Raw genomic sequence first — 23,797 nt, 5'->3', positions numbered from 1 at the left:
TCGAAGAACAGCTGGCCACCGGAGGGAGGTTCCGCCGTGCGTCGGGTGCTCGACGCACGGCGGCTGCGGAGTCCTGCCGCACATCCCTCAGGCCGGCAGCCCCAGCTCCCGCGCGATCAGCATCCGCTGCACCTCGCTCGTACCCTCGCCGATCTCCAGGATCTTGGAGTCGCGCCACATCCGCGCCACCGGGTACTCGTTCATGAAGCCGTAGCCGCCGTGGATCTGCGTCGCCTCACGCGCGTTGTCCACCGCCACCGTCGACGAGTACAGCTTGGCGAGCGCCGCCTCCTTCTTGAACGGTTCGCCGTGCACGAGCCTCGACGCCGCGTCCCGCCAGCCGATCCGGGCCATGTGCGCCCGCATCTCCATGTCCGCAATCTTGAACTGGACGGCCTGGTTGGCGCCGATCGGCCGGCCGAAGGCGTGCCGCTCCTTGGCGTACTTCACCGACTCGTCCACACAGCCCTGCGCCAGACCCGTGGACAGCGCCGAGATCGCGATCCGTCCCTCGTCGAGGATCCGCAGGAACTGCGCGTACCCGCGGCCCTCCTCGCCCAGCAGGTTCGCCGCCGGGACCCGCACGTCCGAGAAGGACAGCTCACGGGTGTCCGACGCGTTCCAGCCGACCTTGGAGTACGGAGCGGCGACCGTGAAGCCGGGGGTTCCGGACGGCACGATGATCGACGAGATGAGCGGGGCGCCGTTCTCCTTGCGCCCGGTCACCGCCGTGACCGTGACCAGAGCGGTGATGTCCGTACCGGAGTTGGTGATGAAGCACTTGGAGCCGTTGATCACCCACTCGTCCCCGTCGCGCACGGCCGTCGTGCGGGTGGCGCCCGCGTCCGACCCGCCGTCCGGCTCGGTCAGCCCGAAGGCACCCAGTGCCTCGCCCGAGCAGAGCTTCGGCAGCCACTGCTGCTTCTGCTCCTCCGTACCGAACCGGTAGACCGGCATGGCGCCGAGTGAGACCCCGGCCTCCAGGGTGATCGCCACGGACGAGTCGACGCGGGCCAGCTCCTCCAGGGCGATCCCGAGGGCGAGATAGTCGCCGCCCATGCCGCCGTACTCCTCCGGGAACGGCAGCCCGAACAGGCCCATCCGCCCCATCTCGCGCACGATCTCGTACGGGAACTCGTGGCGCTCGTAGAAGTCGCCGATCTTCGGGGCGACCACGTCGTGCGCGAACTCCTCGACGGTGCGGCGCAGTTCCTCGTGTTCGGCGGTCAGTCGGTGATCCAGGGACATGGCGGGGGTCACTCCTTGTGGGACTGTGTTTATTGAACCGAGAGCGCGCGGACGGTACGGGACGGGCTCGGGCGGCCCAGTTGTTCGGCGAGCCACACGCTGGTGGCGGTGAGCGCGTCGAGGTCGACCCCGGTGTCGATGCCGAGGCCGTGGAGCATCCACACGAGGTCTTCGGTGGCGAGATTTCCGGTGGCGCTCTTCGCGTACGGGCAGCCGCCGAGGCCGCCCGCGGAGGCGTCCACGGTGGCGACACCGTGCTGGAGCGCCGCGAGGGTGTTGGAGAGCGCCTGGCCGTACGTGTCGTGGAAGTGCACCCCGATGGTGTTGGTGTGCACGCCCTCCTCGTTCAGCTCGGAGAGCAGATCCTGCACATGGCCGGGGGTGGCGACGCCGATGGTGTCGCCCAGGGAGAGTTCGTCGCAGCCGAGGTCCATCAGCGCCTTGGCGACGCGCACGACCTGGTGGACGGGGACCGGGCCCTCCCACGGGTCGCCGAAGCACATCGACAGATAGCCGCGGACGTGCACCTTGTCCGCTTTGGCGCGGGCGACGACGGGCTCGAACATGGCGAGCGACTCGGCGACCGTGCGGTTGAGATTGCGGGCGGCGAACGTCTCGGTCGCCGACCCGAACACGGCGATCCGGCGCGCACCGAGAGCGAGGGCGCGGTCCAGCCCGCGTTCGTTCGGTACGAGCACGGGGAGCGCGACCCCCTCGATGTCCCCGAGGCGGGGGTAAAGGTCCTCCGCGTCGGCGAGTTGGGGCACCCACTTCGGATGGACGAAGCTGGTTGCCTCGATGGTGGTCAGGCCGGCCGCGGCGAGGCGGTGGATGAACTCCGCCTTCACCTCGGTCGGGACGACCGCCTTCTCGTTCTGCAGCCCGTCGCGGGCGCCGACCTCGTGGATGCGTACCCGGGCGGGCAGATCCGGTGCGGGCACGATCATGGGCAGGTTCCCGGCGGTCATGCTTCCTCCTCGCTCGGAACCACCACGGCCAGCACCTGGTCCATGGCGACGGTGGTGCCGGCCGTCACATCGAGCTCGGTGACGGTCCCGGCGTGCGGGGCGGAGATGACGTGCTCCATCTTCATCGCCTCCACGACGAGCAGGCTCTGCCCGGCGACGACCTCGTCCCCGACGGCCACCTTCACCACGGTGACCGTGCCCGGCATGGGCGCGGCGAGCGTGTCCGCGCCGCCGTGTGCGGCGCCGCTGAGGGACGCCTCCACGGGGTCGTGGTCCTGTACGTGCCAGGTGTCGCCGTCGCGGCCCAGCCAGGTCCCCTCCGGGGAGGTGGCATGGGTGAACGTATGGGTGACACCGGCGAGTTCGAAGGTGAGCCGGTGGGCGGAGACATCGATGACCCTGGCTGTCTCCATGCCGCCGGGCAGTGGGGCCAGTGGGCCGCAGGTGCCCGTCGCGGGCGCCGGCGGCAGTGCGCCCTCCCCGACATGACCGAACGTCAGCTCGGTGCCCGCCGGACAGGAGCGCACGCCGACCTGCACCGGGTCGTGGCCCGGCAGCCGGAAGTGGCGGACCGTGCGGGCGGGGGCGCCGCCCAGCCGCCAGCCGTCGGCCACCGAGAACGGGTCGACCCAACCGGAGCCGGCCCCGGGCGAGGTGCCCCCGGCGGCCGGCTGCCGCAGCAGCGCCGCCGCCGCGTACACCTCCTCCGGCACCCCGTCCGGCACCAGCCCGTCCACCGCGCGCTCCACCAGCCCGGTGTCGAGGTCGCCCGCCACCACCGCCGGGTGGGCGAGCAGCCGGCGAAGGAATCCGGCATTGGTCGGCACGCCCAGGATCACCAGCTCCGACAGGGCGGTGCGCAGCCGCCGCAGCGCCGTGGCCCGGTCGGGTCCGTGGACGATGACCTTCGAGAGCATCGGGTCGTACAGACTGCCGACCTCGACCCCCTCGCTGAGACCCGAGTCGGTCCGTACACCCTGGCCGTTCGGCTCGCCGAGGGAGAGCACCGTGCCGCCGGACGGCAGGAAGCCGCGGGCCGGGTCCTCGGCGCAGATCCGGGCCTCGATCGCATGCCCGGTGAGCGTGATGTCCGGCTGCTTGTACGGGAGTTGTTCGCCGGAGGCGACCCGCAGCTGCCACTCGACCAGGTCCAGGCCGGTGATCAGTTCGGTGACCGGGTGCTCGACCTGGAGGCGGGTGTTCATCTCCATGAAGTAGTACGAGGCGGGGTCGTTGCCCGGGACGATGAACTCCACCGTGCCCGCGCCGACATACCCGCAGGAGCGGGCCGCCTGGACTGCCGCCTCGCCCATCGCCGCCCGGGTCTTCTCGTCGAGCAGGACGGACGGCGCCTCCTCGATGATCTTCTGGTGGCGGCGCTGGAGCGAGCACTCGCGCTCGCCGAGATGCACCACGTTCCCGTGACCGTCGGCCAGGACCTGGATCTCGATGTGGCGCGGCCGGTCGATCCACCGCTCCACGAGCAGGGTGTCGTCCCCGAACGAGCCACGCGCCTCGCGCCGGGCGGCGGCGATCTCGTCGGCGAGCAGCGCCTCGTCGCGCACCAGCCGCATGCCCTTGCCGCCGCCGCCCGCCGAGGGCTTCAGCAGCACCGGCATACCGATCGTGCGCGCCGCCTCGGCGAGCTGTGTGTCGCTGAGCCCGCTGCCGGAGGACCCCGGCACGACCGGAACTCCGGCCGCCGCGACGGTCTCCTTGGCCCGGATCTTGTCGCCCATCAGCGAGATCGCGGAGGCGGGCGGCCCGATGAAGACGAGCCCCGCGTCCGCGCACGCCTGAGCGAACCCCGCGTTCTCGGCGAGGAATCCGTACCCCGGGTGCACGGCCTGCGCGCCGGTGCGGCGGGCGGCCTCCATCAGCGCGGGCACGCTGAGATAGCTCTCGGCGGCGGGTGCGGGTCCGATCCGCACCGCCGTATCGGCCTCCCGTACATGCCGGGCGTCGGCGTCCGCGTCGCTGAAGACGGCGACGGACCGCACACCCAGTTCGCGCAGGGTCCGGATCACCCGGACCGCGATCTCGCCGCGGTTGGCGACCAGAACGGTGTCGAACATCGTCATCTGTTCCTCACATCCGGAAGACGCCGAAGCCGGGCTCACCCAGCGGGGCGTTGGCACACGCGGTCAGAGCGAGCCCCAGCACCTGCCGGGTCTCCAGCGGGTCGATCACCCCGTCGTCCCAGAGCCGGGCGGTGGCGTAGTACGCGTTGCCCTGCGTCTCGTACTGTGCGCGGATCGGCGCCTTGAAGGCTTCCTCGTCCTCCGTGCTCCAGTCGTCGCCCAGCTGGTCGCGCTTGACCGTCGCGAGGACGGACGCGGCCTGCTCGCCGCCCATGACGGAGATCTTGGCGTTGGGCCACATCCACAGGAAGCGCGGCGAGTAGGCCCGCCCGCACATGGAGTAGTTCCCCGCCCCGTACGACCCGCCGACCACGACGGTCAGCTTCGGGACCCGGGTGCAGGCGACGGCCGTGACCATCTTGGCGCCGTGCTTGGCGATGCCGCCGGCCTCGTAGTCGCGCCCGACCATGAACCCGGAGATGTTCTGCAGGAAGACCAGCGGGATGCCGCGCTGGTCGCAGAGCTCGATGAAGTGCGCACCCTTCTGGGCGGACTCGGAGAACAGGATGCCGTTGTTGGCGACGATGCCGACCGGATGCCCATGGATCCGGGCGAAGCCGGTGACCAGCGTCGTCCCGTACTCCGCCTTGAACTCGGCGAACCGCGACCCGTCGACGACCCGCGCGATGACCTCCCGTACGTCGTACGGCGTCCGCGAATCGACCGGCACGGCCCCGTACAGCCCCGCAGGATCGACCTTCGGCTCCTCCACGGCCTCCACGGACCAGGGCAGGGCCCCGCGCGCGGGCAGCGTGGCCACGATGTTCCGGACGATCCGCAGGGCGTGCGCGTCGTCCTCCGCGAGATGGTCGGTGACGCCCGACGTACGGGAGTGGACCTCGCCGCCACCCAGCTCCTCCGCCGTGACGACCTCGCCGGTCGCGGCCTTCACCAGCGGCGGACCGCCGAGGAAGATCGTCCCCTGGTTCCGCACGATCACGGCCTCGTCGCTCATCGCGGGGACGTACGCCCCACCGGCCGTGCAGGACCCCAGCACGGCCGCGACCTGCGGAATCCCGGCCCCCGACATCCGCGCCTGGTTGTAGAAGATCCGCCCGAAGTGCTCCCGGTCGGGAAACACCTCGTCCTGCATCGGCAGGAACGCGCCACCGGAGTCCACGAGGTACAGACACGGCAGCCGGTTCTCCAGCGCCACCTCCTGGGCCCGCAGGTGCTTCTTCACCGTCATGGGGTAGTACGTGCCGCCCTTGACCGTGGCGTCATTGGCGACGATCACGCACTCCCGGCCGCTGACCCGCCCGATCCCGGCGATCACCCCGGCCGCCGGAGCGGCACCCCCGTACAGTCCCTCGGCCGCGAGCGGTGCCAGCTCCAGGAAGGGCGAACCCGGGTCCAGCAGGGTGTCCACCCGCTCCCGGGGCAGCAGCTTGCCGCGCGCCACATGCCGGGCGCGGGCCTTCTCACCCCCGCCCAGCCTGGCCGTGGCCAGGCGCGCCCGCAGCTCGTCGCCGAGCGCGCGGTGCGCCTCTTCGTTGGCCAGCCAGCCCTGAGACGCGGGATCCGCCGCACTCGCCAGCACCGGTGCCTGCTGCATCCGTCGAGCCCCCTTGCCCGGTCGGCCGGTCCGCCGATCCGGTTAATGAGCGTTAACACGTTTCCTTCAGGTTAACGCTCGCTAACGCCACTGTCTAGAATCGAATCCATGACCACCAGGACGGATGCCCCGACGCGCCGCGAGCAGATCCTCAAGGAGGCTGCCCGCCTCTTCGCCGAGCGCGGCTTCCACGGTGTGGGCGTCGACGAGATAGGCGCAGCCGTGGGGATCAGCGGCCCCGGCCTCTACCGCCACTTCCCCGGCAAGGACGCGATGCTCGCCGAGCTGCTGGTCGGCATCAGTGAGCGCCTCCTGGCCGGCGGAAGGCTCCGCGTCACGGAGGACGCGCGCTCCGGCGACGGCTCCCCGGAGGCCCTGCTGGACGCGCTCATCGAGGGCCACATCGACTTCGCCCTGGACGACCGCCCCCTGATCACCCTGCACGACCGCGAGCTGGACCGCCTCCGGGACAGCGACCGCAAGCGCGTGCGGCAGCTCCAGCGGCAGTACGTGGAGCTGTGGGTCGAGGTGGTCAGCGCCCTCTATCCGCTCCTCCCCGAGAGCGAGGCCCGTGCCACCGTCCACGCGGTCTTCGGCCTGCTCAACTCGACCCCGCACCTGGGCCGCCCCGGCGCCCTGCCGGGCCGCGCGGCGACGGCGGCGCTGCTGCACCGGCTGGCGCGGGGGGCGTTCGCCGCGGCGGCTGTGGAGCGTTGAACACGTCCTGACCACAGATGTCGGGTGGCGGCGGGGTCGGCGGGACAGCGGAACCTCACCCTTGTGGGTGACCGGAGGTGGGGTGGGGAGGGTAATTCCCCAAGGGATCAAAAGCATGTGACGGTGTGGCACACCGCGTCGCGACCGTCCGGGTCCTGACCCACCGGGTCGCGGGCCACCGGGTCGCGACAGTCGCGATCCGGTGGGGGGCACGTCCATCCGCACGGTGGTACGGGAAGGCGCCCCGCGCCACGCCCCATCGGGCCGCGGGAGCACCACCGCACGGCGGAGCGCCGGGATCGGACCGCTGGGCGACGGTCCGAAGGGGGCAGCGCCACCCGCCCCTCCGCGTCCGCCGTGCAAGACACCCGGCACACTGCGCACACCTGACGGCACAATGGGTTCATGCCGATACCCAGCCGCGCCGCCCTCGTCGAACACCTCGTCCGCACGCGTATCGCCGGAGACGTCGCCACCCCCCGCGACAACAACCTCACCCACTACCGCAGGCTCGCCAACGGGGACCGCCACTACTGGCTGGGGCTGGAGCTCGGCAACCGGTGGGCCGATGAGCAGGACGTGCTCGCCGTGATGGCCGAGCGCTGTGGGGTCAACGATGATCCGGAGCACCGGCACGGGCAGGACACCATCGATCCCGAGCTGACCGTCGACGCGCTGGAGCGCATGGCGGCCCGGTTGCGCAAGGCGGCGGCCGGGGAGGAGCGGGTGCTCTTCGCGACCGGGCATCCGGGTGGGCTGCTGGATGTGCACCGGCAGACCGCGGATGCGTTGCGCGGCGCCGGGTGCGAGATCGTGCGGATTCCCTCCGGGCTGATGGCGGACGAGGGCATGGTTTTCCAGTTCGCCGATGTGGCCGTGATGGAGCGCGGGGCGACGCTGTGGCACACGCACTCACCGGCGCCGATGGCGGCGATCCTGGACGGTCTTGAGCGCGAGGGGCGGCCGCTGCCGGACCTGGTCGTCGCCGACCACGGGTGGGCGGGGTGCGCGGGGCAGCGGGGGCTCGACGCGGTCGGGTACGCGGACTGCAACGACCCGGCGCTCTTCCTGGGTGAGGCGGAGGGCACCGTGCAGGTGGTGGTGCCGCTGGACGATCACGTGCTCGACCCACGGTTCTACGACCCGATGACGGACTATCTGCTGGACGCGGCCGGGCTGCTCTGATGCGTACGGACGGCACGGGGCCGATCCGGGCCGACAGCTGTGAGGCGCTCTGCCCTGCGGACATTCCGGAGGCGGACGGAGCGTCACAACAGTCCGGGACCCGGTGATTTCCATGCAGGAGCGACCGTCGGCAGGCGTGATCCGCTGAGGTGGGACCGGTCAGCGGTTCGTGTTGAGGAAGCCGATCGCGACCGCGCCCCACCAGCAGGCCTGGGACAGGAGCGCCGTGGCGCCTCCCCAGGCCGTCATGCCCCGGCCGATCGGCTCGGTGGCCTCGGCGAGGCGGCGACCGAGGAGGCCCGCCTGAAGGCCGTTGAGGGTGAGCAGGGCGACCAGCGCGATCTTCGTCTGGGTCAGCAGGGAGTGCAGGTCGGGCTGGAGCATGAGCCCGCTTGCGACCAGCCCGCCGAGACCGGCCCAGATCGGCACGTGGAGCCGGGACGTGGCGGCTATGACCTCGCCGAGCGGGCAGCGGCCGGTGGCCCACAGCAGGCCGTAGTAGTCGGCGGAGAGCACCGCGCCGAAGCCGAGCACCAGCGAGGCGAGGTGGACGAAGAGCACGGCGGTGTGCAGCGTCTGGTCGGTGCGCACATGGAGGGAGCACCACAGCCCCGCCGTCAGCACGATCATCGCCACCAGGCCGGCTGCCGCCACGGTCCACCATGAGTCGTACAGGCGGAGAGGACGGGAGGGCGTTCTGGCGGGCACCGAGGCGGCGGCGGGGGACAGCATGTGAAGGGCTCCGAGGGGAGTGCGGACGTGGGTCTGCACAAGACCCACATAAAAGCGAGGTAAGGCTTACCTAATTCTTGCTCCGCGTCAATGTGGTCCCGCGGCCGAGACACAGTTCCGACCGTTCGCACACACCCCGGGGCCATGGCCGACGGGTGGTGCGAGGGGGTTTCCGGACTTTCCGGACCCCTCCGGCCGCGGCCGCGCCGTTGCCCGGCCTTGAGCAGCTTCACCGCCGGGCCCTCCGGCGCCGTGCGGGCACGCTGCCTGGCCGTCGCCGTATCAGGCCCCCGTACCGGTATCTGGTCCCGCCCCCGGTCGGCCTGCCCGTCGCTGCTGCCCCAGCCCCGGCGTCGGGTCCAGATACACCCGGCGGATCGCCGGATACCGCTCCTGCAACTGCTCCTCCGCCTCCTCGCACGCCCACTCGATCTGCTCCGCAGTCGACGCGTCCCGGAAGTCGATCTTCGCGGCGACGAGGATCTCCGTCGGTCCCTGGATCAGGGTGGTGAGCTCCAGGACTTCGATGATGTGCGGTACGGAGAGAAGCTCCTCGCGGACCCCCTCCCGCATCTCCCTCGGTACCGGGCGGCCGATCAGCAGCTGGGCGTTGGAGCGGCCCAGCACCCAGGCCACGTACACCAGCAGGGCGCCGATCAGGATCGACGCGATGCCGTCCCAGACGCCCGAGCCGGTGAGCGTGCCGCCGAGGAGGCCGCCCGCGGCGAGGACCAGGCCGGCCAGGGCCGCCGAGTCCTCCATCACGACCGCCTTGACCGCGGTGTCGGGCGTGTGGCGCAAGTAGTGGGTGGTGGGTGCGCCCAGACGGGCGGCCTCACCGCGGACCTGGCGCAGGCCCGTGCGCAGGGAGTAGCCCTCCAGAACGAACGCGACGGCCAGCACGATGTACGAGACCAGCGGGTCGCCGAGTTCCTCGCCCCGGACGAGCGTGTGGATGCCGTCGTAGATGGCGAACACCGCGCCGCCGACGAACGTGGCGACCGACGCGAGCAGTGCCCAGATGTAGCGCTCGGGGCCGTAGCCCAGCGGGTGTTCCTCGTCGGCGGGCTTCTCGCTGCGCTTGAGGGCGGTGAGCAGCAGGACCTCGGTGACGGTGTCGGCGACCGAGTGCGCCGCCTCGGAGAGCATCGCGCTCGATCCGCTGATCAGCCCCGCGATCGCCTTCGCCACGGCGATACCGAGGTTGGCGATCGCCGCGACGATGACCGTGAACGTGGACTCCCCACCGGTCGCGCTGCCGCTGGTGCTGTTCTCGGCGCTCATGGTGGGGAGTATCCATGAGGGGGCGGGCCGCGGCCTGCCCGGACCGGCCGGCACATGGGAGGCGGCGTCCCCCCGGGTGCCGGTCGGTCTCAGTCCCGCGGGACCCGGACCACACCCTCCTGGATGACGGTGATCGCCAGCCGGCCGTCCTGCGTGTAGATGCGGGCCTGGCCGAGCCCGCGCCCACCGGACGCGGACGGCGATTCCTGGTCGTACAGCAGCCATTCGTCGGCCCGGAACGGCCGGTGGAACCACATCGCGTGGTCCAGGCTCGCGCCGACCACGTCGCCGACCGTCCAGCCGCCGCGCCCGTGCGCGAGCAGTACCGAGTCGAGCAGCGTCATGTCGGAGACGTACGTGGCCATGCAGACGTGCAGCAGCGGGTCGTCCGCGAGTTTGCCGTTGGTGCGGAACCACACCTGGGAGCGGGGCTCCTGCGGTGTGCCGACGTTGGCGAACGGCGGGGCGTCGACATAGCGCAGGTCGACGGCGGCCCGCGCCTCCAGCAGCCGGTCCATGACACCCGGCTCGGTGAACGCGTCCGCGTACCGCGGGAGCATCTGTTCCGCCGTGGGCAGCGTCTCCGGGTCGGGAGCGGGCGGCATGTCCGCCTGGTGCTCCAGGCCCTCCTCGTACGTCTGGAAGGACGCCGAGAGGTGGAAGATCGGCTGCCCGTGCTGGACGGCCACCACCCGGCGGGTGGTGAAGGAGCGGCCGTCGCGGATCCGGTCGACGCTGTAGACGATCGGCGCGCCCGGGTCGCCCATCCGCAGGAAGTAGGAGTGCAGGGAGTGGGCCGTGCGGTCCGCGGGGACGGTGCGGCCCGCGGCGACGAGTGCCTGGGCCGCGACCTGACCGCCGAAGACCCGGGGCACGACCGCCGAACGGCTCGTGCCCCGGAAGATGTCCCGCTCGATCTGCTCCAGGTCGAGCAGATCGAGCAGGGATTCAAGTGCTGCGCTCATGGAGAAGAACGTAACCGTTCTACAGACCCATGGACTTGGCGATGATCGACTTCATGACCTCGCTGGTGCCGCCGTAGATGCGGTTGACGCGGTTGTCCGCGTACAGGCGGGCGATCGGGTACTCGTTCATGAAGCCGTAGCCACCGTGCAGCTGGAGGCAGCGGTCGATCACGCGGTGCGCGACCTCCGTGCAGAACAGCTTCGCGGAGGCGGCCTCGGCGGCGGTCAGCTCACCGGCGTCGAGGGCCTCCAGCGCGCGGTCGGCGACGGCCTGGGCCGCGTCCACCTCGGCCTGGCAGGCGGCCAGCTCGAACTTGGTGTTCTGGAACGACGCGACGGTCTTGCCGAAGACCGTGCGGTCCTGCACGTAGCTCTTGGCGAACCGGACGGCGGCAGCGGCCTGCGCGTACGCGCCGAAGGCTATGCCCCAGCGCTCGGACGCAAGGTTGGTGCCGAGGTAGCCGAAGCCCTTGTTCTCCTCGCCGAGCAGGTCCTCGACGGGGACCTTGACGTCGACGAAGGCCAGCTCGGCGGTGTCGGAGACCTTCAGGCCGAGCTTGTCCAGCTTGCGGCCGACGGAGTAGCCCGCCGACTTGGTGTCCACGGCGAACAGGGAGATGCCGAAGCGGCGGTCGTCCTCGCGGGGAGCGGACGTACGGGCGCACACGATCACGCGGTCGGCATGCACACCACCGGTGATGAAGGTCTTGGCGCCGTTGAGGACGTAGTGCGTGCCGTCCTCGGAGAGCTTGGCGGTGGTCTTCATGCCCGCGACGTCGGAGCCGGTGCCCGGCTCGGTCATCGCGAGGGCCCACATCTCCTCGCCGGTGGTGAACTTCGGCAGCCAGCGCTTCTTCTGCTCGTCGGTGGCGAGCATCTTGATGTACGGCAGGCCGAGCAGGGTGTGCACACCCGAGCCGCCGAAGGAGACACCGGCGCGGGCGGTCTCCTCGTAGATGACGGCCTCGTACTTGTGCGAGTCGATGCCGGCGCCGCCGTACTCCTCGTCCACCTCGATGCCGAAGACGCCCAGCTCGCCGAGCTTGTGGTAGAACTCGCGCGGCGCTTGGCCGGCGGCGAACCACTCGTCGTAGACGGGGACGACCTCGGCCGCGATGAAGGCGCGGATGGTCTCCCGGAACGCCTCGTGGTCCTCGTTGAATACCGTACGGCGCACGGGGGTGCCTCCTCTGTCGGCTTCGATCAGCTTCGGGCGAGCATCGGCCAGCGGGATGGCTAAGCGCTTGCTCAGTTCTGGTCAAAAGTTACCCGGCGGTCACTGAAGCTGTCCAGGGTTCTCCGGCGGTGGTCGCCCACATCACAGCCCGACGCCGCCGGGCGCCTCCGCATGAACCGCGGCACGCAGTCACTGGCGCCGCAGCGCGAACCACAGCTCCGTCCGTACGTCCATGTCGTCGAGGTCCGCGTCCAGCAGCGTCGCGCAGCGGGCGATGCGCTGGCGGACCGTGTTGCGGTGGACCTGCAGCGCCACCGCCGTCCGGTCCCAGCTGCCGTGCAGACCCAGCCAGCAGCGGAGCGTCTCCGCGAGCGTGGGGGTGAGCGGGGCGAGCAGGGCACGGGCGTGCGCCTCCGCCTCGGCGGGCGGGACGAGCGCGGCCAGGCCCTGCCCCGTGTCGGTGTGGTGATGGGCCAGCGGGGTGCGGGTGGCCACGGCCCGGCCCAGGGCGCGGGCCGCCTGGCCGTCGGCGAGGTCCAGCGCGGTGATGGAGACGGGGGCGGAGGTGCCGAGTGTCCAGCCGGGCTGCGGCGTGACCCGCTCGCCACCCGGGACCAGGACCTTGACCGCGTCGCCGCCCCGGCCCGCGTCGACCAGTGCCGACCCCAGTGCGGCCCCCAGTGCCCCGGCGGTCAGCGGGTCGACGGGGCCGCCACCGCTGCGCCGGGCATGCACCACAGTCCAGAGTTCGGCGCCGCCGAGCAGCGGGGCGACGGCCGCCGGGTCCGCGCCCAGCAGCAACCGCACCAGTGCCGCCGACCGGCCCGCGGCGTCGGCGCCCTGGTGCGGGGCGGCCAGCAGGGACAGAAGGACGACCGCGATACCGGTGACCGTGTGGTCGCCCGCCTCGCGCCGCCCCGTCGACAGCGCCAGGACGAGCCCCTGGCCGCCGCCGAGCGCGTACGCGAAGAGATGCGTGTCGCCGACGGCGTCGGTCGCGGATGTCGGGGCGGGGGAGGCGGGAGGCGCGGCGGGGGAGACCACGTGGGTCAGCCGGGTCAGCGCCGCCCGCACCTCGGGGGGTGGGCGGCGGCCCGCCGCGTGCAGCTCCTCGCCGGCCGCGGAGAGCAGGACCGCCCGCCCCGACAGCTGGGCGGCGAGCTGGTGCAGCACCGCGGGGACCGGATCCGGCCGGGCCGCCGCCGTGGCCAGGGCCTGCTGGGCGCGCGTCACCCGACGCAGCTCCCGGTGCCGGGCCTCGGCCATCAGGCGCCACACCGCTCGGGCGATCGCGGTGAACGGGGTCTCGGGCGGCACCTCCACCAGGGGCAGCCCGTGCCGGTCGCACGCCTCGATCAGGGCCTGCGGCACGGCGTCGTGCACCGGCGTGACCCCGAAACCGAGCGCCGCCGCACCCGCCTCCACCAGCCGGGCGACATAGGTGTCCGGGTCCTTGAGCAGCACCCCGGCGCTCAGCAGCAGCTCACCGCCGAGCAGATACGGGTACGGGTCGGCCATCTCCGAGGTGTGCACCCACAACAGGTCGGCGTGGTCCGGTCCCGCGATCCGGCGCAGCCGGAGCTCCTCGCGGGCGAGCAGCTCGGCGAGCGGGATGGGCGGGGTGGGGGGAGCGGATCCGGTGGGGGAATGGCGTCCGGTGGGAATGTCCGGCATGGATGGTCCATCCATTGGCTACGACGAGAATGGATGAAACGTACACTTCAGCGCCGCTTGTGAGCCACCTACCGTCTTCACGAAACACATACCCGCAACATTTCGCGAAGCTACTGAGACGGAGGTAAGCCCATGGCTGTCGACTACGCAGTGATCATCGTCTATCTGGCCGGCATGCTCGCGATGGGCTGGTGGGGCATGCGCCGCGCCAAGTCCAAGAGCGAATTCCTGGTGGCGGGCCGCCGCCTCGGCCCCTGGATGTACTCCGGGACCATGGCCGCGATCGTCCTCGGCGGTGCCTCCACCATCGGCGGCGTCGGCCTCGGATACCAGTACGGACTCTCCGGCGCCTGGATGGTCTTCACCATCGGCCTCGGACTGCTCGCCCTGTCCATCTTCTTCTCGGCGCGCATCGCCCGGCTGAAGGTCTACACGGTCTCCGAGATGCTCGACCTGCGCTACGGCGGCCGGGCCGGACTCATCTCCGGTGTCGTCATGTGGGCGTACACGCTGATGCTCGCGGTCACCTCGACCATCGCGTACGCCACCATCTTCGACGTCCTCTTCGACCTGAACCGCACCGTCGCGATCATCCTCGGCGGCGCCATCGTCGTCGCGTACTCGACGCTCGGCGGCATGTGGTCGATCACGCTCACGGACATGGTCCAGTTCGTCGTCAAGACGATCGGCGTCCTGCTGCTGCTCCTGCCGATCGCCGTCATCAAGGCCGGCGGCTTCAGCGAGATGAAGGCGAAGCTGCCCACCGAGTACTTCGACCCGCTGGGCATCGGCGGCGAGACGATCTTCACCTACGTGCTGATCTACACCTTCGGCATGCTGATCGGCCAGGACATCTGGCAGCGCGTGTTCACCGCGCGCACCGACCGCACCGCACGCTGGGGCGGCACCGTCGCCGGTACGTACTGCCTGGTGTACGCGATCGCCGGAGCCGTCATCGGCACCGCCGCCAAGGTCATGTACCCGAAGCTGCCCAGCGCCGACGCGGCCTTCGCGACCATCGTCAAGGACGAACTGCCGGTGGGTGTACGCGGACTGGTGCTGGCCGCCGCGCTCGCCGCGGTGATGTCGACGTCGTCCGGTGCGCTGATCGCCTGCGCCACCGTCGCCAACAACGACATCTGGTCGAGGCTGCGGGGCGCGGTGACCCGGAGCGGCGGCGAGGAGCACGACGAGGTGAAGGGCAACCGGGCCTTCATCCTCATCATGGGTGTGGCCGTCATCGCCATCGCCATCGCCCTCAACAACGTCGTCGAGGCCCTGACCGTCGCGTACAACCTGCTCGTCGGCGGGCTGCTCGTGCCGATCCTCGGTGGTCTGCTGTGGCGTCGCGGCACGGCCGCCGGTGCGCTGGCCGCGGTGTCCGTCGGTGGCCTCGCGGTGATCGGTCTGATGGCGTCGTACGGAATCCTCGCCAATGAGCCGGTCTACTACGGGCTGCTGGCCTCGCTCGCGGTGTACGTGATCGTGTCCCTGGCCACGAAGCCGACCGACGCGGCGGTGCTCGCCGCCTGGCGCGAGCGCCTGGCGGGCCGGGGCGCCGAAGCAGAGGCGCCCGACTCGGCCCCGGTGACCGTCTGATCACTTGTCCTCAATCGCCGGGCGGGCCGTTCAAGCCCGTCCGGCGGTTGAGGACGGAACCGTTTGCCGTGGGGGCCCTCACTCGCACTCCACCGCACCCCGCACACTGAATACCGCACGAACGCCCACGAAGCGTGTACCACCCGCATCGCCCGAAGAAAGGCACTCCACATGAGCAGCAACGAAACGCCGCGCGGCCCCGTCGACTCCTCCCGCGTCCCGCGGTACGCCGGTCCCGCGACGTTCGCGCGGCTGCCCCGGCTCGACGAGGTCGGCACCGCCGATGTCGCCGTCGTCGGTGTGCCTTTCGACACGGGTGTCTCCTACCGCCCCGGCGCCCGCTTCGGTGGCAACGCGATCCGTGAGGCGTCGCGCCTGCTGCGCCCCTACAACCCGGCGCAGGACGCCTCGCCGTTCGCCCTCGCGCAGGTCGCCGACGCAGGTGACATCGCCGCCAACCCGTTCAACATCAACGAGGCGGTCGAGACGATCGAGGCCGCGGCCGACGACCTCCTCGGCACCGGCGCCCGCATGATGACCCTCGGCGGCGACCACACCATCGCGCTCCCGCTGCTGCGCTCCGTCGCGAAGAAGCACGGCCCGGTCGCCCTGCTCCACTTCGACGCCCACCTCGACACGTGGGACACCTACTTCGGCGCCGAGTACACCCACGGCACCCCGTTCCGCCGGGCCGTCGAGGAGGGCATCCTCGACACGTCCGCGCTCTCCCACGTCGGAACCCGCGGCCCGCTGTACGGCAAGCAGGACCTCGACGACGACGCCAAGATGGGCTTCGGCATCGTCACCTCCGCCGACGTCATGCGCCGCGGGGTCGACGAGATCGCCGACCAGCTGCGCCAGCGCATCGGCGACCGCCCGCTGTACATCTCCATCGACATCGACGTCCTGGACCCGGCGCACGCGCCCGGCACCGGCACCCCCGAGGCGGGCGGCCTCACCTCCCGCGAGCTCCTCGAGATCGTCCGCGGCCTGTCCTCCTGCAACCTGGTCTCCGCCGACCTGGTCGAGGTCGCCCCCGCGTACGACCACGCGGAGATCACCTCCGTCGCCGCCTCCCACACCGCGTACGAGCTGACGACGATCATGTCCCGTCAGATCGCGGCGGCGAAGGGGACGCAGGGCAAGTGACCCACGACCACCACGACGAGCGCCCGCAGCTCACCCCCGAGCAGATCGCGGCCGCACTGAACCCGGCCGCCGGACGCAACGGCGGTGACCTCGTCGTCGAGACCCTCCAGGGCCTCGGCGCGACCACCGTCTTCGGGCTGCCCGGGCAGCACGCGCTGGGCATGTTCGACGCGCTGCGCCGCTCCTCCCTCTCGTACGTCGGGCTGCGCGTCGAGAACAACGCGGGCTTCGCCGCCGACGCGTACGGCCGGATCACCGGCGAAGTGGCGCCGCTGCTGCTCTCCACCGGGCCGGGCGCACTCACCTCCCTCGCCGCGCTCCAGGAGGCGGCGGCCGCGTCCGCCCCCGTACTGGCCATCTCCAGCCAGATCCCGACCGCGGGTCTGGGCGGCGGCCGCCACGGCTATCTGCACGAACTCCGGGACCAGAAGGCGTCGTTCCGCGACATCGTGAAGTCGGTCCACACGGTCCGTACGGCGTCGCAGATCCCGTCCGCGATCGCCGCCGCGTGGGAGTCCGCGCTGACGGCCCCGCACGGGCCGGTCTGGATCGAGATCCCGCAGGACGTACTCCTGGCCGAGACCACCCTGCCCGCCGTCACGGCGATGGACGCCACCCCGCGCCCCCTGCACCCGCGTCCCGAACTGACGGCCGTGGCAGCGCACCTGCTGTCGAACGCCGAACGTCCGGCGATCATCGCGGGCGGCGGAGTCGTGCGCTCCGACGCGTCCGGCAAGCTGCTCGCCCTCGCGGAGAAGATCGACGCCCCGGTCGTCACCACCTTCGGCGGCAAGGGAGCGTTCCCCTGGGAGCACCCCCTCTCGCTCCAGTCCTGGCTGGAGGACCGCCACACGACGGACTTCCTCGAAGCGGCGGACGTCCTGCTGGTCATCGGCTCCGGACTCGGCGAACTCTCCTCGAACTACCACACGTTCAGCCCGCGCGGCCGGGTCATCCAGATCGAGGCGGACGCCGGGAAGCTGGAGTCCAACCATCCCGCGCTCGGCATCCACGCCGACGCCCGCGAGGCCCTCGCCGACCTCCTCGAAGCGGTCGACCGCCGTGAGGACGAGGCGGCGGCGGACCGCGTGCGAACGGTCCTCGACGCAGTACGGACACGGATCGCAGGCCAGGACCTCACGCTGGAGCAGCAGCTCATCGCCTCGGTCCGCGAGGCGCTGCCCGACACGTCCCCCAGCTTCTGGGACATGACGATCCTCGCCTACTGGGCCTGGTCCGCCTTCGACGCCCGCCACCCGAACACGATGCACTCGGCGCAGGGCGCGGGCGGTCTCGGCTACGGCTTCCCGGCAGCGCTCGGCGCGGCCGCGGCCGACCGTACGAAGCCGGTCCTGGCGGTCTCCGGCGACGGCGGCGCGATGTACTCCATCGCGGAACTGGCCACGGCCCGTCAGTACGACCTGCCGGTCACCTGGCTGATCGTCGACGACGGCGGCTACGGCATCCTGCGCGAGTACATGACGGGTGCGTTCGGCGAGGCCACGGCGACGGAACTGTCCCGCCCGGACTTCGTCGCCCTCGCCGAGTCGTTCGGCGTACCGGCGGTCCGTACGACCCCGGAGACGCTCGCCGACGACCTGGCGAAGTCCTTTGCGGAGCCCGGCCCTTCGGTGGTCGTGCTTCCGGCACTGCTGAGGATGTTCGAGCCGACGCACCTGTAGGCCGCGGCCCCGCTAGGGTCCCGGGGCATGGACTCGGAACCTCCCCTCGTCCACGAGGTCTTCCCTGACCTCGTGGACGAGTTGGCCGCCCTTCTCGAAGACGAGGAGGAGCGACATCTGGCACGCCCGGATCATGTCCGTCGAGGTGCTCCGGCGGCCCCCGGTGCGCGATCGGCCGCAAATCCCTCGGATACGCATCCCGCAGCCGGTGTCCCCGGGTCGGAATCCGGCCGTTCCGGCTGCGGCGCGTACAACTTTTCGGCCGGTCGTGAGTCATCCCTGACGGGTGTGCAGGGGGCGCACCGTACAGATCACTCAGGGGGGACACGTCTCATGACGGACCAGCCTCGTATATCCCGCCGCGCGCGCACCGCGCTCGCCGTCACGCTCGCCGCGGGCATGCTCGCGCCCGTGACCCTCGCGGCCACGCCCGCCGCAGCCGCGACGCCGACCGTGAGGTGCACTTCCGGCAAGGCGGGACTCGCCGCCAAGCTGACGACCGACATCACCGCCGCCCTCAAGGGGCGCAGGTCGACCACGGCGATCGCGCTCTACGACCGGACCACCAAGACGTCCTGCACGATGCGGTCCACGAGCACGTACGACTCCGCGAGCGTTGTGAAGGCGACCGTCCTCGCGACGCTGCTCTGGGACAACAAGAAGCACAACCGCTATCTCACCCAGCGCGAGATCAACCTCGCCACCGCCATGATCACCAAGTCCGACAACAGCGCGACCACCAGCCTGTGGAAGCAGCTCGGCGTGACCAAGGTGAAGGCGTTCCTGAAGGCCGCGGGCATGACGCACACCGTGCCCGGCTCCGGTGGCTACTGGGGGCTGACCCAGATCACCGCGCAGGACGAGCTGCGGCTGCTGACGCTGCTGACCGCCAAGAACTCCGTTCTCAGCGACAACGCGCGCGCGTACGAGCTCGGCCTGATGCGCAAGGTCATCTCCTCGCAGCGCTGGGGAACGCCCGCCGGAGCCCCGTCCGGGGTGACCGTCCAGGTCAAGAACGGCTGGCTGCCGCGTGCCACGCACGGCTGGCGGGTGCACAGCATCGGTGCGTTCACCGGGAAGGGGCACGACTACGGCATCACCGTGCTCACTCAGGACAACAAGACCATGAACGACGGCATCAACACCATCCAGGCCGTCGCCCGCGCCATCCACAAGGACCTGAATCCGGCCGCCGTGACCAGGGCGACCGTCGCCCCGCCGGCCACGCCGCAGGAGGCGGTCCCGGCGGTGCCGGAGGCCCCTGCCGTGCCGATGCTGACGGCCACGCCCGGGTCGTAGGGCGCGCCCGAGCCGCGCCCCCCACCCCCGTGCGCTCCGTCGGACGACGTACGCCGGTCCTACTCCGATGGGACGGTCTTTGTAACGGCGGGATGAAATCCGCAGCTGATCGCGTTGGTGCCTTCCGGTAGACCAGGTCGAACGGGAGGCACCGGTGACGGACGGGGACACGGACGCAGCACAGCAGGGCTGGGCACGGCGACTGGGCGGTTACGCATGGCGCTATCGGCGCAATGTGCTGCTGGCGCTCGGTTCGTCGCTCGCCGGGATGGCCGTGCTGGCAGTCGTCCCGCTGATCACCAAGGTGATCATCGACGATGTCGTCGGCAACCACACCCGTTCCCTCGGCGTCTGGACCGGCCTCCTGATCGCCACCGCCGTGCTGGTGTACATCTCGACGTACATCCGCCGCTACTACGGCGGCAGGCTCGCCCTCGACGTACAGCACGATCTGCGCACCGACATGTACCGGACGCTCACCCGGCTCGACGGGAAGCGGCAGGACGAGCTGTCCACCGGGCAGGTCGTCGGGCGCGCCACCAGTGACCTTCAACTGATCCAGGGGCTGCTGTTCATGCTCCCGATGACGATCGGGAACGTGCTGCTGTTCCTCATCTCCCTGGTGATCATGGCGTGGCTCTCGCCGGTGCTGACCCTCGTCGCGCTCGCCGTCGCCCCCGCGCTCTGGTTCATCGCCCGACGCTCCCGCTCCCGGCTCTTCCCCGCCACCTGGTACGCCCAGGGGCAGGCCGCCGCCGTCGCCGGAGTCGTCGACGGCGCCGTCTCCGGGGTCCGGGTCGTCAAGGGGTTCGGGCAGGAGGAGCAGGAGACCGGGAAGCTGCGCGAGGTCGGGCGGAAGCTGTTCGCCGGGCGGCTGCGCACGATCCGGCTGAACTCCAGGTACACCCCCGCCCTCCAGGCCGTCCCCGCGCTCGGCCAGGTCGCGATGCTGGCGCTCGGCGGCTGGCTCGCCACTCGCGGCGAGATCACTCTCGGTACGTTCGTCGCGTTCTCGACCTACCTCGCCCAGCTCGTCGGGCCGGTCCGGATGCTCGCCATGGTCCTCACCGTCGGGCAGCAGGCCCGCGCCGGTGTGGAGCGTGTCATCGAGCTGATCGACACCGAGCCGACCATCAAGGACGGCACGGTGGAGCTCCCCGCCGACGCCCCGGCGAGCGTCGAGTTCGACGATGTGCGGTTCGGGTATGACCCCGAGCGGCCGGTCCTCGACGGGTTCTCGCTCACCATCGAACCCGGCGAGACCGTCGCCGTCGTCGGCGCCTCCGGCAGCGGGAAGTCCACCGTCTCCCTGCTGCTGCCCCGCTTCTACGACGTGGCGCACGGCGCCGTCCTGGTCGGCGGCCACGACGTCCGGGAGCTCACCCAGGACTCGCTGCGGGCCGCCATCGGCCTCGTACCGGAGGACAGCTTCCTCTTCTCCGACACGGTCCGCGCCAACATCGCGTACGGGCACCCGGACGCCACCCAGGAGCAGATCGAGCAGGCAGCCCGCGCCGCCCAGGCGGACGGGTTCATCGCCGATCTGCCGAACGGCTACGACACCAAGGTCGGCGAGCACGGACTCACCCTCTCCGGCGGCCAGCGCCAGCGCGTCGCGCTCGCCCGCGCCATCCTCACCGACCCCCGGCTGCTCCTCCTCGACGACGCCACATCCGCCGTCGACGCCCGCGTCGAGCACGAGATCCACGAGGCCCTCGCCCAGGTCATGGAGGGGCGGACGACCCTCCTCATCGCCCACCGCCGCTCCACCCTCGGCCTCGCCGACCGCATCGCCGTACTCGAGAACGGCCGACTCGCCGACATCGGCACGCACGAGGAGCTGGAGCGCCGCTCCGCCCTCTACCGGCGTCTGCTCACCGACCCGGACGAGCTGGGCGGCACCTCCCCGGGCCACCAGCCGGTGATGGCCGACACGGCCGTCGAGGACAACCGGGCCCTCCAGGAGGAGCTGGAAGCCGATTTCGACGCCGAGCGCGGCATCAGCCCCGGACTCTGGGTCCGCAAGGAGGAGCCCCGCGACACCGGCGCGGCCGGCATGCCCGCCACGCCCGAGCTGCTCGCCCAGGTCGAGGCGCTTCCCCCGGCCACCGACACCCCCGGGATCGACGAGGCACGCGCCGTCCGGCGCGAGGAGTCGTACGGGCTTCGCCGGCTGCTGCGCGGCTTCGGGCTTCCGCTGGCGGTCAGCCTGGCGCTCGTCGCCGTCGACGCGGGCATGAGCCTGCTCCTGCCCGTACTGATCCGGCACGGCATCGACCAGGGCGTCACGCGGATGGCGACCGGTGCGGTCTGGGCGGCGTCCGTGCTCGCCCTGCTCGTCGTGCTGGTGCAGTGGGCGGCGCAGATCGGCGAGACCCGGATGACGGGCCGCACCGGAGAGCGGGTGCTCTACTCGCTCCGGCTGAAGATCTTCGCGCAGCTCCAGCGGCTCGGTCTCGACTACTACGAGCGCGAGCTCACCGGTCGCATCATGACCCGGATGACGACGGACGTGGACGCGCTGTCCACGTTCCTCCAGACCGGTCTGGTCACGGCCTTCGTCTCCGCCGTCACGTTCTTCGGCATCATGGGCGTGCTGCTCGTCCTCGACGTCCAGCTGGCGCTCGTCGTCTTCGCGACCCTGCCGGTGCTGGTCATCGGTACGTTCTTCTTCCGCCGCAAGAGCGTCAAGGCGTACGAGCTGGCCCGTGAGCGGATCAGCGTCGTCAACGCCGACCTCCAGGAGTCCGTCTCCGGGCTCCGGATCGTGCAGGCGTTCCGCCGCGAGAAGGACGGCGCGGAGCGGTTCGCCGACCGCAGCGACCACTACCGCGAGGCCCGGGTGCGCGGCCAGTGGCTGATCTCGGTCTACTTCCCGTTCGTGCAGCTGCTGTCGTCGGTGGCCGCGGCCGCCGTACTGATCGTCGGCGCGGGCCGCGTCGACAACGGCACGCTCACCACCGGCGCCCTCGTGGCGTATCTCCTCTACATCGACCTGTTCTTCGCGCCCGTGCAGCAGCTCTCGCAGGTCTTCGACGGCTACCAGCAGGCCACGGTCTCCCTCGGCCGCATCCAGGAACTCCTGCGGGAGCCGACCTCCACCGCCGACTCCGAGGAGCCGCTGGACGTGCTGTCGCTGCGCGGCGAGATCGCGTTCGAGGACGTGACCTTCGCGTACGGCTCCGGCGACGACGAGGAAGAGGCACTCACCGGCATCAACCTGCGGATCCCGGCCGGGCAGACCGTCGCGTTCGTCGGGGAGACCGGCGCCGGGAAGTCCACCCTGGTCAAGCTCGTCGCCCGGTTCTACGACCCGACGGGCGGCCGGGTCACGGCGGACGGCGCCGATCTGCGTCGCCTCGACCTCACCGCGTACCGGCACCGGCTCGGAGTCGTACCGCAGGAGGCGTACCTCTTCGCGGGTACGGTCCGGGACGCCATCGCGTACGGGCGGCCGGACGCCACCGACGCCCAGGTGGAGGCGGCGGCCCGGGCGGTCGGCGCGCACGACATGATCGCCACGCTGGACAGCGGCTATCTGCACGAGGTCGCCGAGCGGGGCCGCAACCTCTCGGCCGGCCAGCGCCAGCTGATCGCACTCGCCCGCGCCGAACTCGTCGACCCCGACATCCTCTTGCTCGACGAGGCGACCGCCTCCCTGGACCTTGCCAGCGAGGCCCTGGTCAACCAGGCGACCGACCGGCTGACCGGCCGGCGCACCACCCTCGTCGTCGCCCACCGGCTGACCACGGCCGCCCGCGCCGACCGGGTCGTGGTGATGGACCACGGCCGGGTCGTCGAGGACGGCACGCATGACGAACTTCTCGCCAAGGAAGGGCATTACGCCGTGCTGTGGCGCACCTTCATCGGGGAGGACGAGCCGGCGGGAGTCTGAACCGCGGGTCTCAGCGGATGCCGGAGATCTTGCCGGTCTGCAGGTCCGACTGAACGGTCAGATACGTGTACACGGGATGCTTGCCGCCGCTCCAGGTCAGCCGCACCTTCGACCAGGTGTGACCGGCGCCGCTGTCGCCCGCGGTGACGTGGACGGCGAGCGGTGTGTTCTGGGCGCGGAGCACCCCGTCCGCGTGGTTGCGCGCCTCCCAGGTGCGCAGCTGTGAGCGGAGCCCGGGCGTCAGGTAGAACGACCGGAGGGCGGTGGCGAGCTTGCTGCCGCCCTCGGCCGTGACCGCGTCGACATAGGCGCCGTAGAAGTGGGCGACCTGCTGATGGGCGGGGGTGGAGTGGGTGCTGCGCATCTGCGTCGCGCGCGCCGGGGTCAGCGGCGCGGCAGTGGCGGCGGGGACCACGGAGGCGGCGGCCAGGAGAGCGGTCACGAGAAGGGTGCGGCCTACGCTGCGGCGGCCGCGCGGGCCGGACGCTTTGCGGAGTTGGAGCACGACAGTTCCTACCTTTCGTATG

The 23,797-nt window shown here is 71.2% G+C and carries 17 protein-coding genes; 7 read left to right on the top strand and 10 right to left on the bottom strand.

All coding sequences use genetic code 11. The features are described 5' to 3' along the window. Positions 1-87: 87 nt before the first annotated feature. Genes ACFU8W_RS11975 through ACFU8W_RS11960 form a run of 4 tightly spaced genes read right to left on the bottom strand, consistent with a single transcriptional unit; the run spans position 88 to position 5,912 of the window. On the bottom strand, positions 88-1,248 hold the full coding sequence (locus ACFU8W_RS11975; RefSeq protein WP_345517998.1) for an acyl-CoA dehydrogenase family protein: 1,161 nt from the start codon (positions 1,246-1,248) through the stop codon (positions 88-90). Positions 1,249-1,277: 29 nt separating this feature from the next. Then, positions 1,278-2,216 (bottom strand): hydroxymethylglutaryl-CoA lyase, encoded by a 939-nt coding sequence (locus tag ACFU8W_RS11970; protein WP_384035106.1) that lies wholly within the window; start codon positions 2,214-2,216, stop codon positions 1,278-1,280. Further along, complete coding sequence (locus tag ACFU8W_RS11965; RefSeq protein ID WP_345518002.1) at positions 2,213-4,291, bottom strand: acetyl/propionyl/methylcrotonyl-CoA carboxylase subunit alpha; 2,079 nt, start codon at positions 4,289-4,291, stop codon at positions 2,213-2,215. The genes ACFU8W_RS11970 and ACFU8W_RS11965 overlap by 4 nt, the downstream gene beginning before the upstream one ends. Positions 4,292-4,304: 13 nt before the next feature. Continuing rightward, positions 4,305-5,912: a carboxyl transferase domain-containing protein gene (locus ACFU8W_RS11960; RefSeq protein ID WP_384035103.1), complete on the bottom strand. Its 1,608-nt coding sequence runs from the start codon at positions 5,910-5,912 to the stop codon at positions 4,305-4,307. Positions 5,913-6,020: 108 nt separating this feature from the next. Here ACFU8W_RS11960 and ACFU8W_RS11955 point away from each other — a divergent pair, with 108 nt between their 5' ends. Further along, positions 6,021-6,629: a TetR/AcrR family transcriptional regulator gene (locus tag ACFU8W_RS11955; RefSeq protein ID WP_384035100.1), complete on the top strand. Its 609-nt coding sequence runs from the start codon at positions 6,021-6,023 to the stop codon at positions 6,627-6,629. Between the two features lie 405 nt (positions 6,630-7,034). Continuing rightward, complete coding sequence (locus ACFU8W_RS11950; RefSeq protein ID WP_384035097.1) at positions 7,035-7,814, top strand: phosphatase; 780 nt, start codon at positions 7,035-7,037, stop codon at positions 7,812-7,814. 159 nt (positions 7,815-7,973) lie between these two features. Here the strand turns inward: ACFU8W_RS11950 and ACFU8W_RS11945 are convergent, their stop codons facing one another. The 5 genes from ACFU8W_RS11945 to ACFU8W_RS11925 all read right to left on the bottom strand — a co-directional run bounded on the left by ACFU8W_RS11945 (position 7,974) and on the right by ACFU8W_RS11925 (position 13,646). Beyond that, positions 7,974-8,546: a hypothetical protein gene (locus ACFU8W_RS11945; protein ID WP_376662687.1), complete on the bottom strand. Its 573-nt coding sequence runs from the start codon at positions 8,544-8,546 to the stop codon at positions 7,974-7,976. Positions 8,547-8,828: 282 nt separating this feature from the next. Further along, positions 8,829-9,830: a cation diffusion facilitator family transporter gene (locus tag ACFU8W_RS11940; protein WP_384035093.1), complete on the bottom strand. Its 1,002-nt coding sequence runs from the start codon at positions 9,828-9,830 to the stop codon at positions 8,829-8,831. An 89-nt stretch (positions 9,831-9,919) separates the two neighbouring features. Then, entirely contained in the window at positions 9,920-10,795 is an 876-nt protein-coding gene (gene tesB, locus ACFU8W_RS11935) for an acyl-CoA thioesterase II (protein WP_384035090.1), read from the bottom strand. A 19-nt stretch (positions 10,796-10,814) separates the two neighbouring features. Continuing rightward, complete coding sequence (locus tag ACFU8W_RS11930) at positions 10,815-11,972, bottom strand: acyl-CoA dehydrogenase family protein (protein ID WP_266985418.1); 1,158 nt, start codon at positions 11,970-11,972, stop codon at positions 10,815-10,817. Between the two features lie 189 nt (positions 11,973-12,161). Next, positions 12,162-13,646: a PucR family transcriptional regulator gene (locus ACFU8W_RS11925; RefSeq protein ID WP_384035086.1), complete on the bottom strand. Its 1,485-nt coding sequence runs from the start codon at positions 13,644-13,646 to the stop codon at positions 12,162-12,164. A gap of 132 nt (positions 13,647-13,778) precedes the next feature. Here ACFU8W_RS11925 and ACFU8W_RS11920 point away from each other — a divergent pair, with 132 nt between their 5' ends. The 5 genes from ACFU8W_RS11920 to ACFU8W_RS11900 all read left to right on the top strand — a co-directional run bounded on the left by ACFU8W_RS11920 (position 13,779) and on the right by ACFU8W_RS11900 (position 23,270). Beyond that, the gene (locus ACFU8W_RS11920; protein WP_384035083.1) at positions 13,779-15,245 is read left to right on the top strand and encodes a sodium:solute symporter; all 1,467 of its coding nucleotides are present in this window, start codon (positions 13,779-13,781) and stop codon (positions 15,243-15,245) included. A gap of 171 nt (positions 15,246-15,416) precedes the next feature. Beyond that, entirely contained in the window at positions 15,417-16,394 is a 978-nt protein-coding gene (gene speB, locus ACFU8W_RS11915; protein WP_266985424.1) for an agmatinase, read from the top strand. Continuing rightward, positions 16,391-18,076, top strand: coding sequence for a thiamine pyrophosphate-binding protein (locus tag ACFU8W_RS11910; protein WP_384035080.1), 1,686 nt, complete (start codon positions 16,391-16,393; stop codon positions 18,074-18,076). The genes speB and ACFU8W_RS11910 overlap by 4 nt, the downstream gene beginning before the upstream one ends. A gap of 399 nt (positions 18,077-18,475) precedes the next feature. After that, the gene (locus ACFU8W_RS11905) at positions 18,476-19,375 is read left to right on the top strand and encodes a serine hydrolase (protein ID WP_384035354.1); all 900 of its coding nucleotides are present in this window, start codon (positions 18,476-18,478) and stop codon (positions 19,373-19,375) included. Between the two features lie 154 nt (positions 19,376-19,529). Further along, entirely contained in the window at positions 19,530-23,270 is a 3,741-nt protein-coding gene (locus ACFU8W_RS11900) for an ABC transporter ATP-binding protein (RefSeq protein WP_384035077.1), read from the top strand. Positions 23,271-23,280: 10 nt separating this feature from the next. Here the strand turns inward: ACFU8W_RS11900 and ACFU8W_RS11895 are convergent, their stop codons facing one another. Continuing rightward, positions 23,281-23,712 (bottom strand): hypothetical protein, encoded by a 432-nt coding sequence (locus tag ACFU8W_RS11895; protein ID WP_384035074.1) that lies wholly within the window; start codon positions 23,710-23,712, stop codon positions 23,281-23,283. Positions 23,713-23,797: the final 85 nt, after the last annotated feature.

This window comes from Streptomyces sp. NPDC057565, assembly GCF_042801455.1.
GTDB classification, from domain to species: domain Bacteria; phylum Actinomycetota; class Actinomycetes; order Streptomycetales; family Streptomycetaceae; genus Streptomyces; species Streptomyces yanii.
This window is presented reverse-complemented; position numbering and strand designations above follow the sequence as displayed.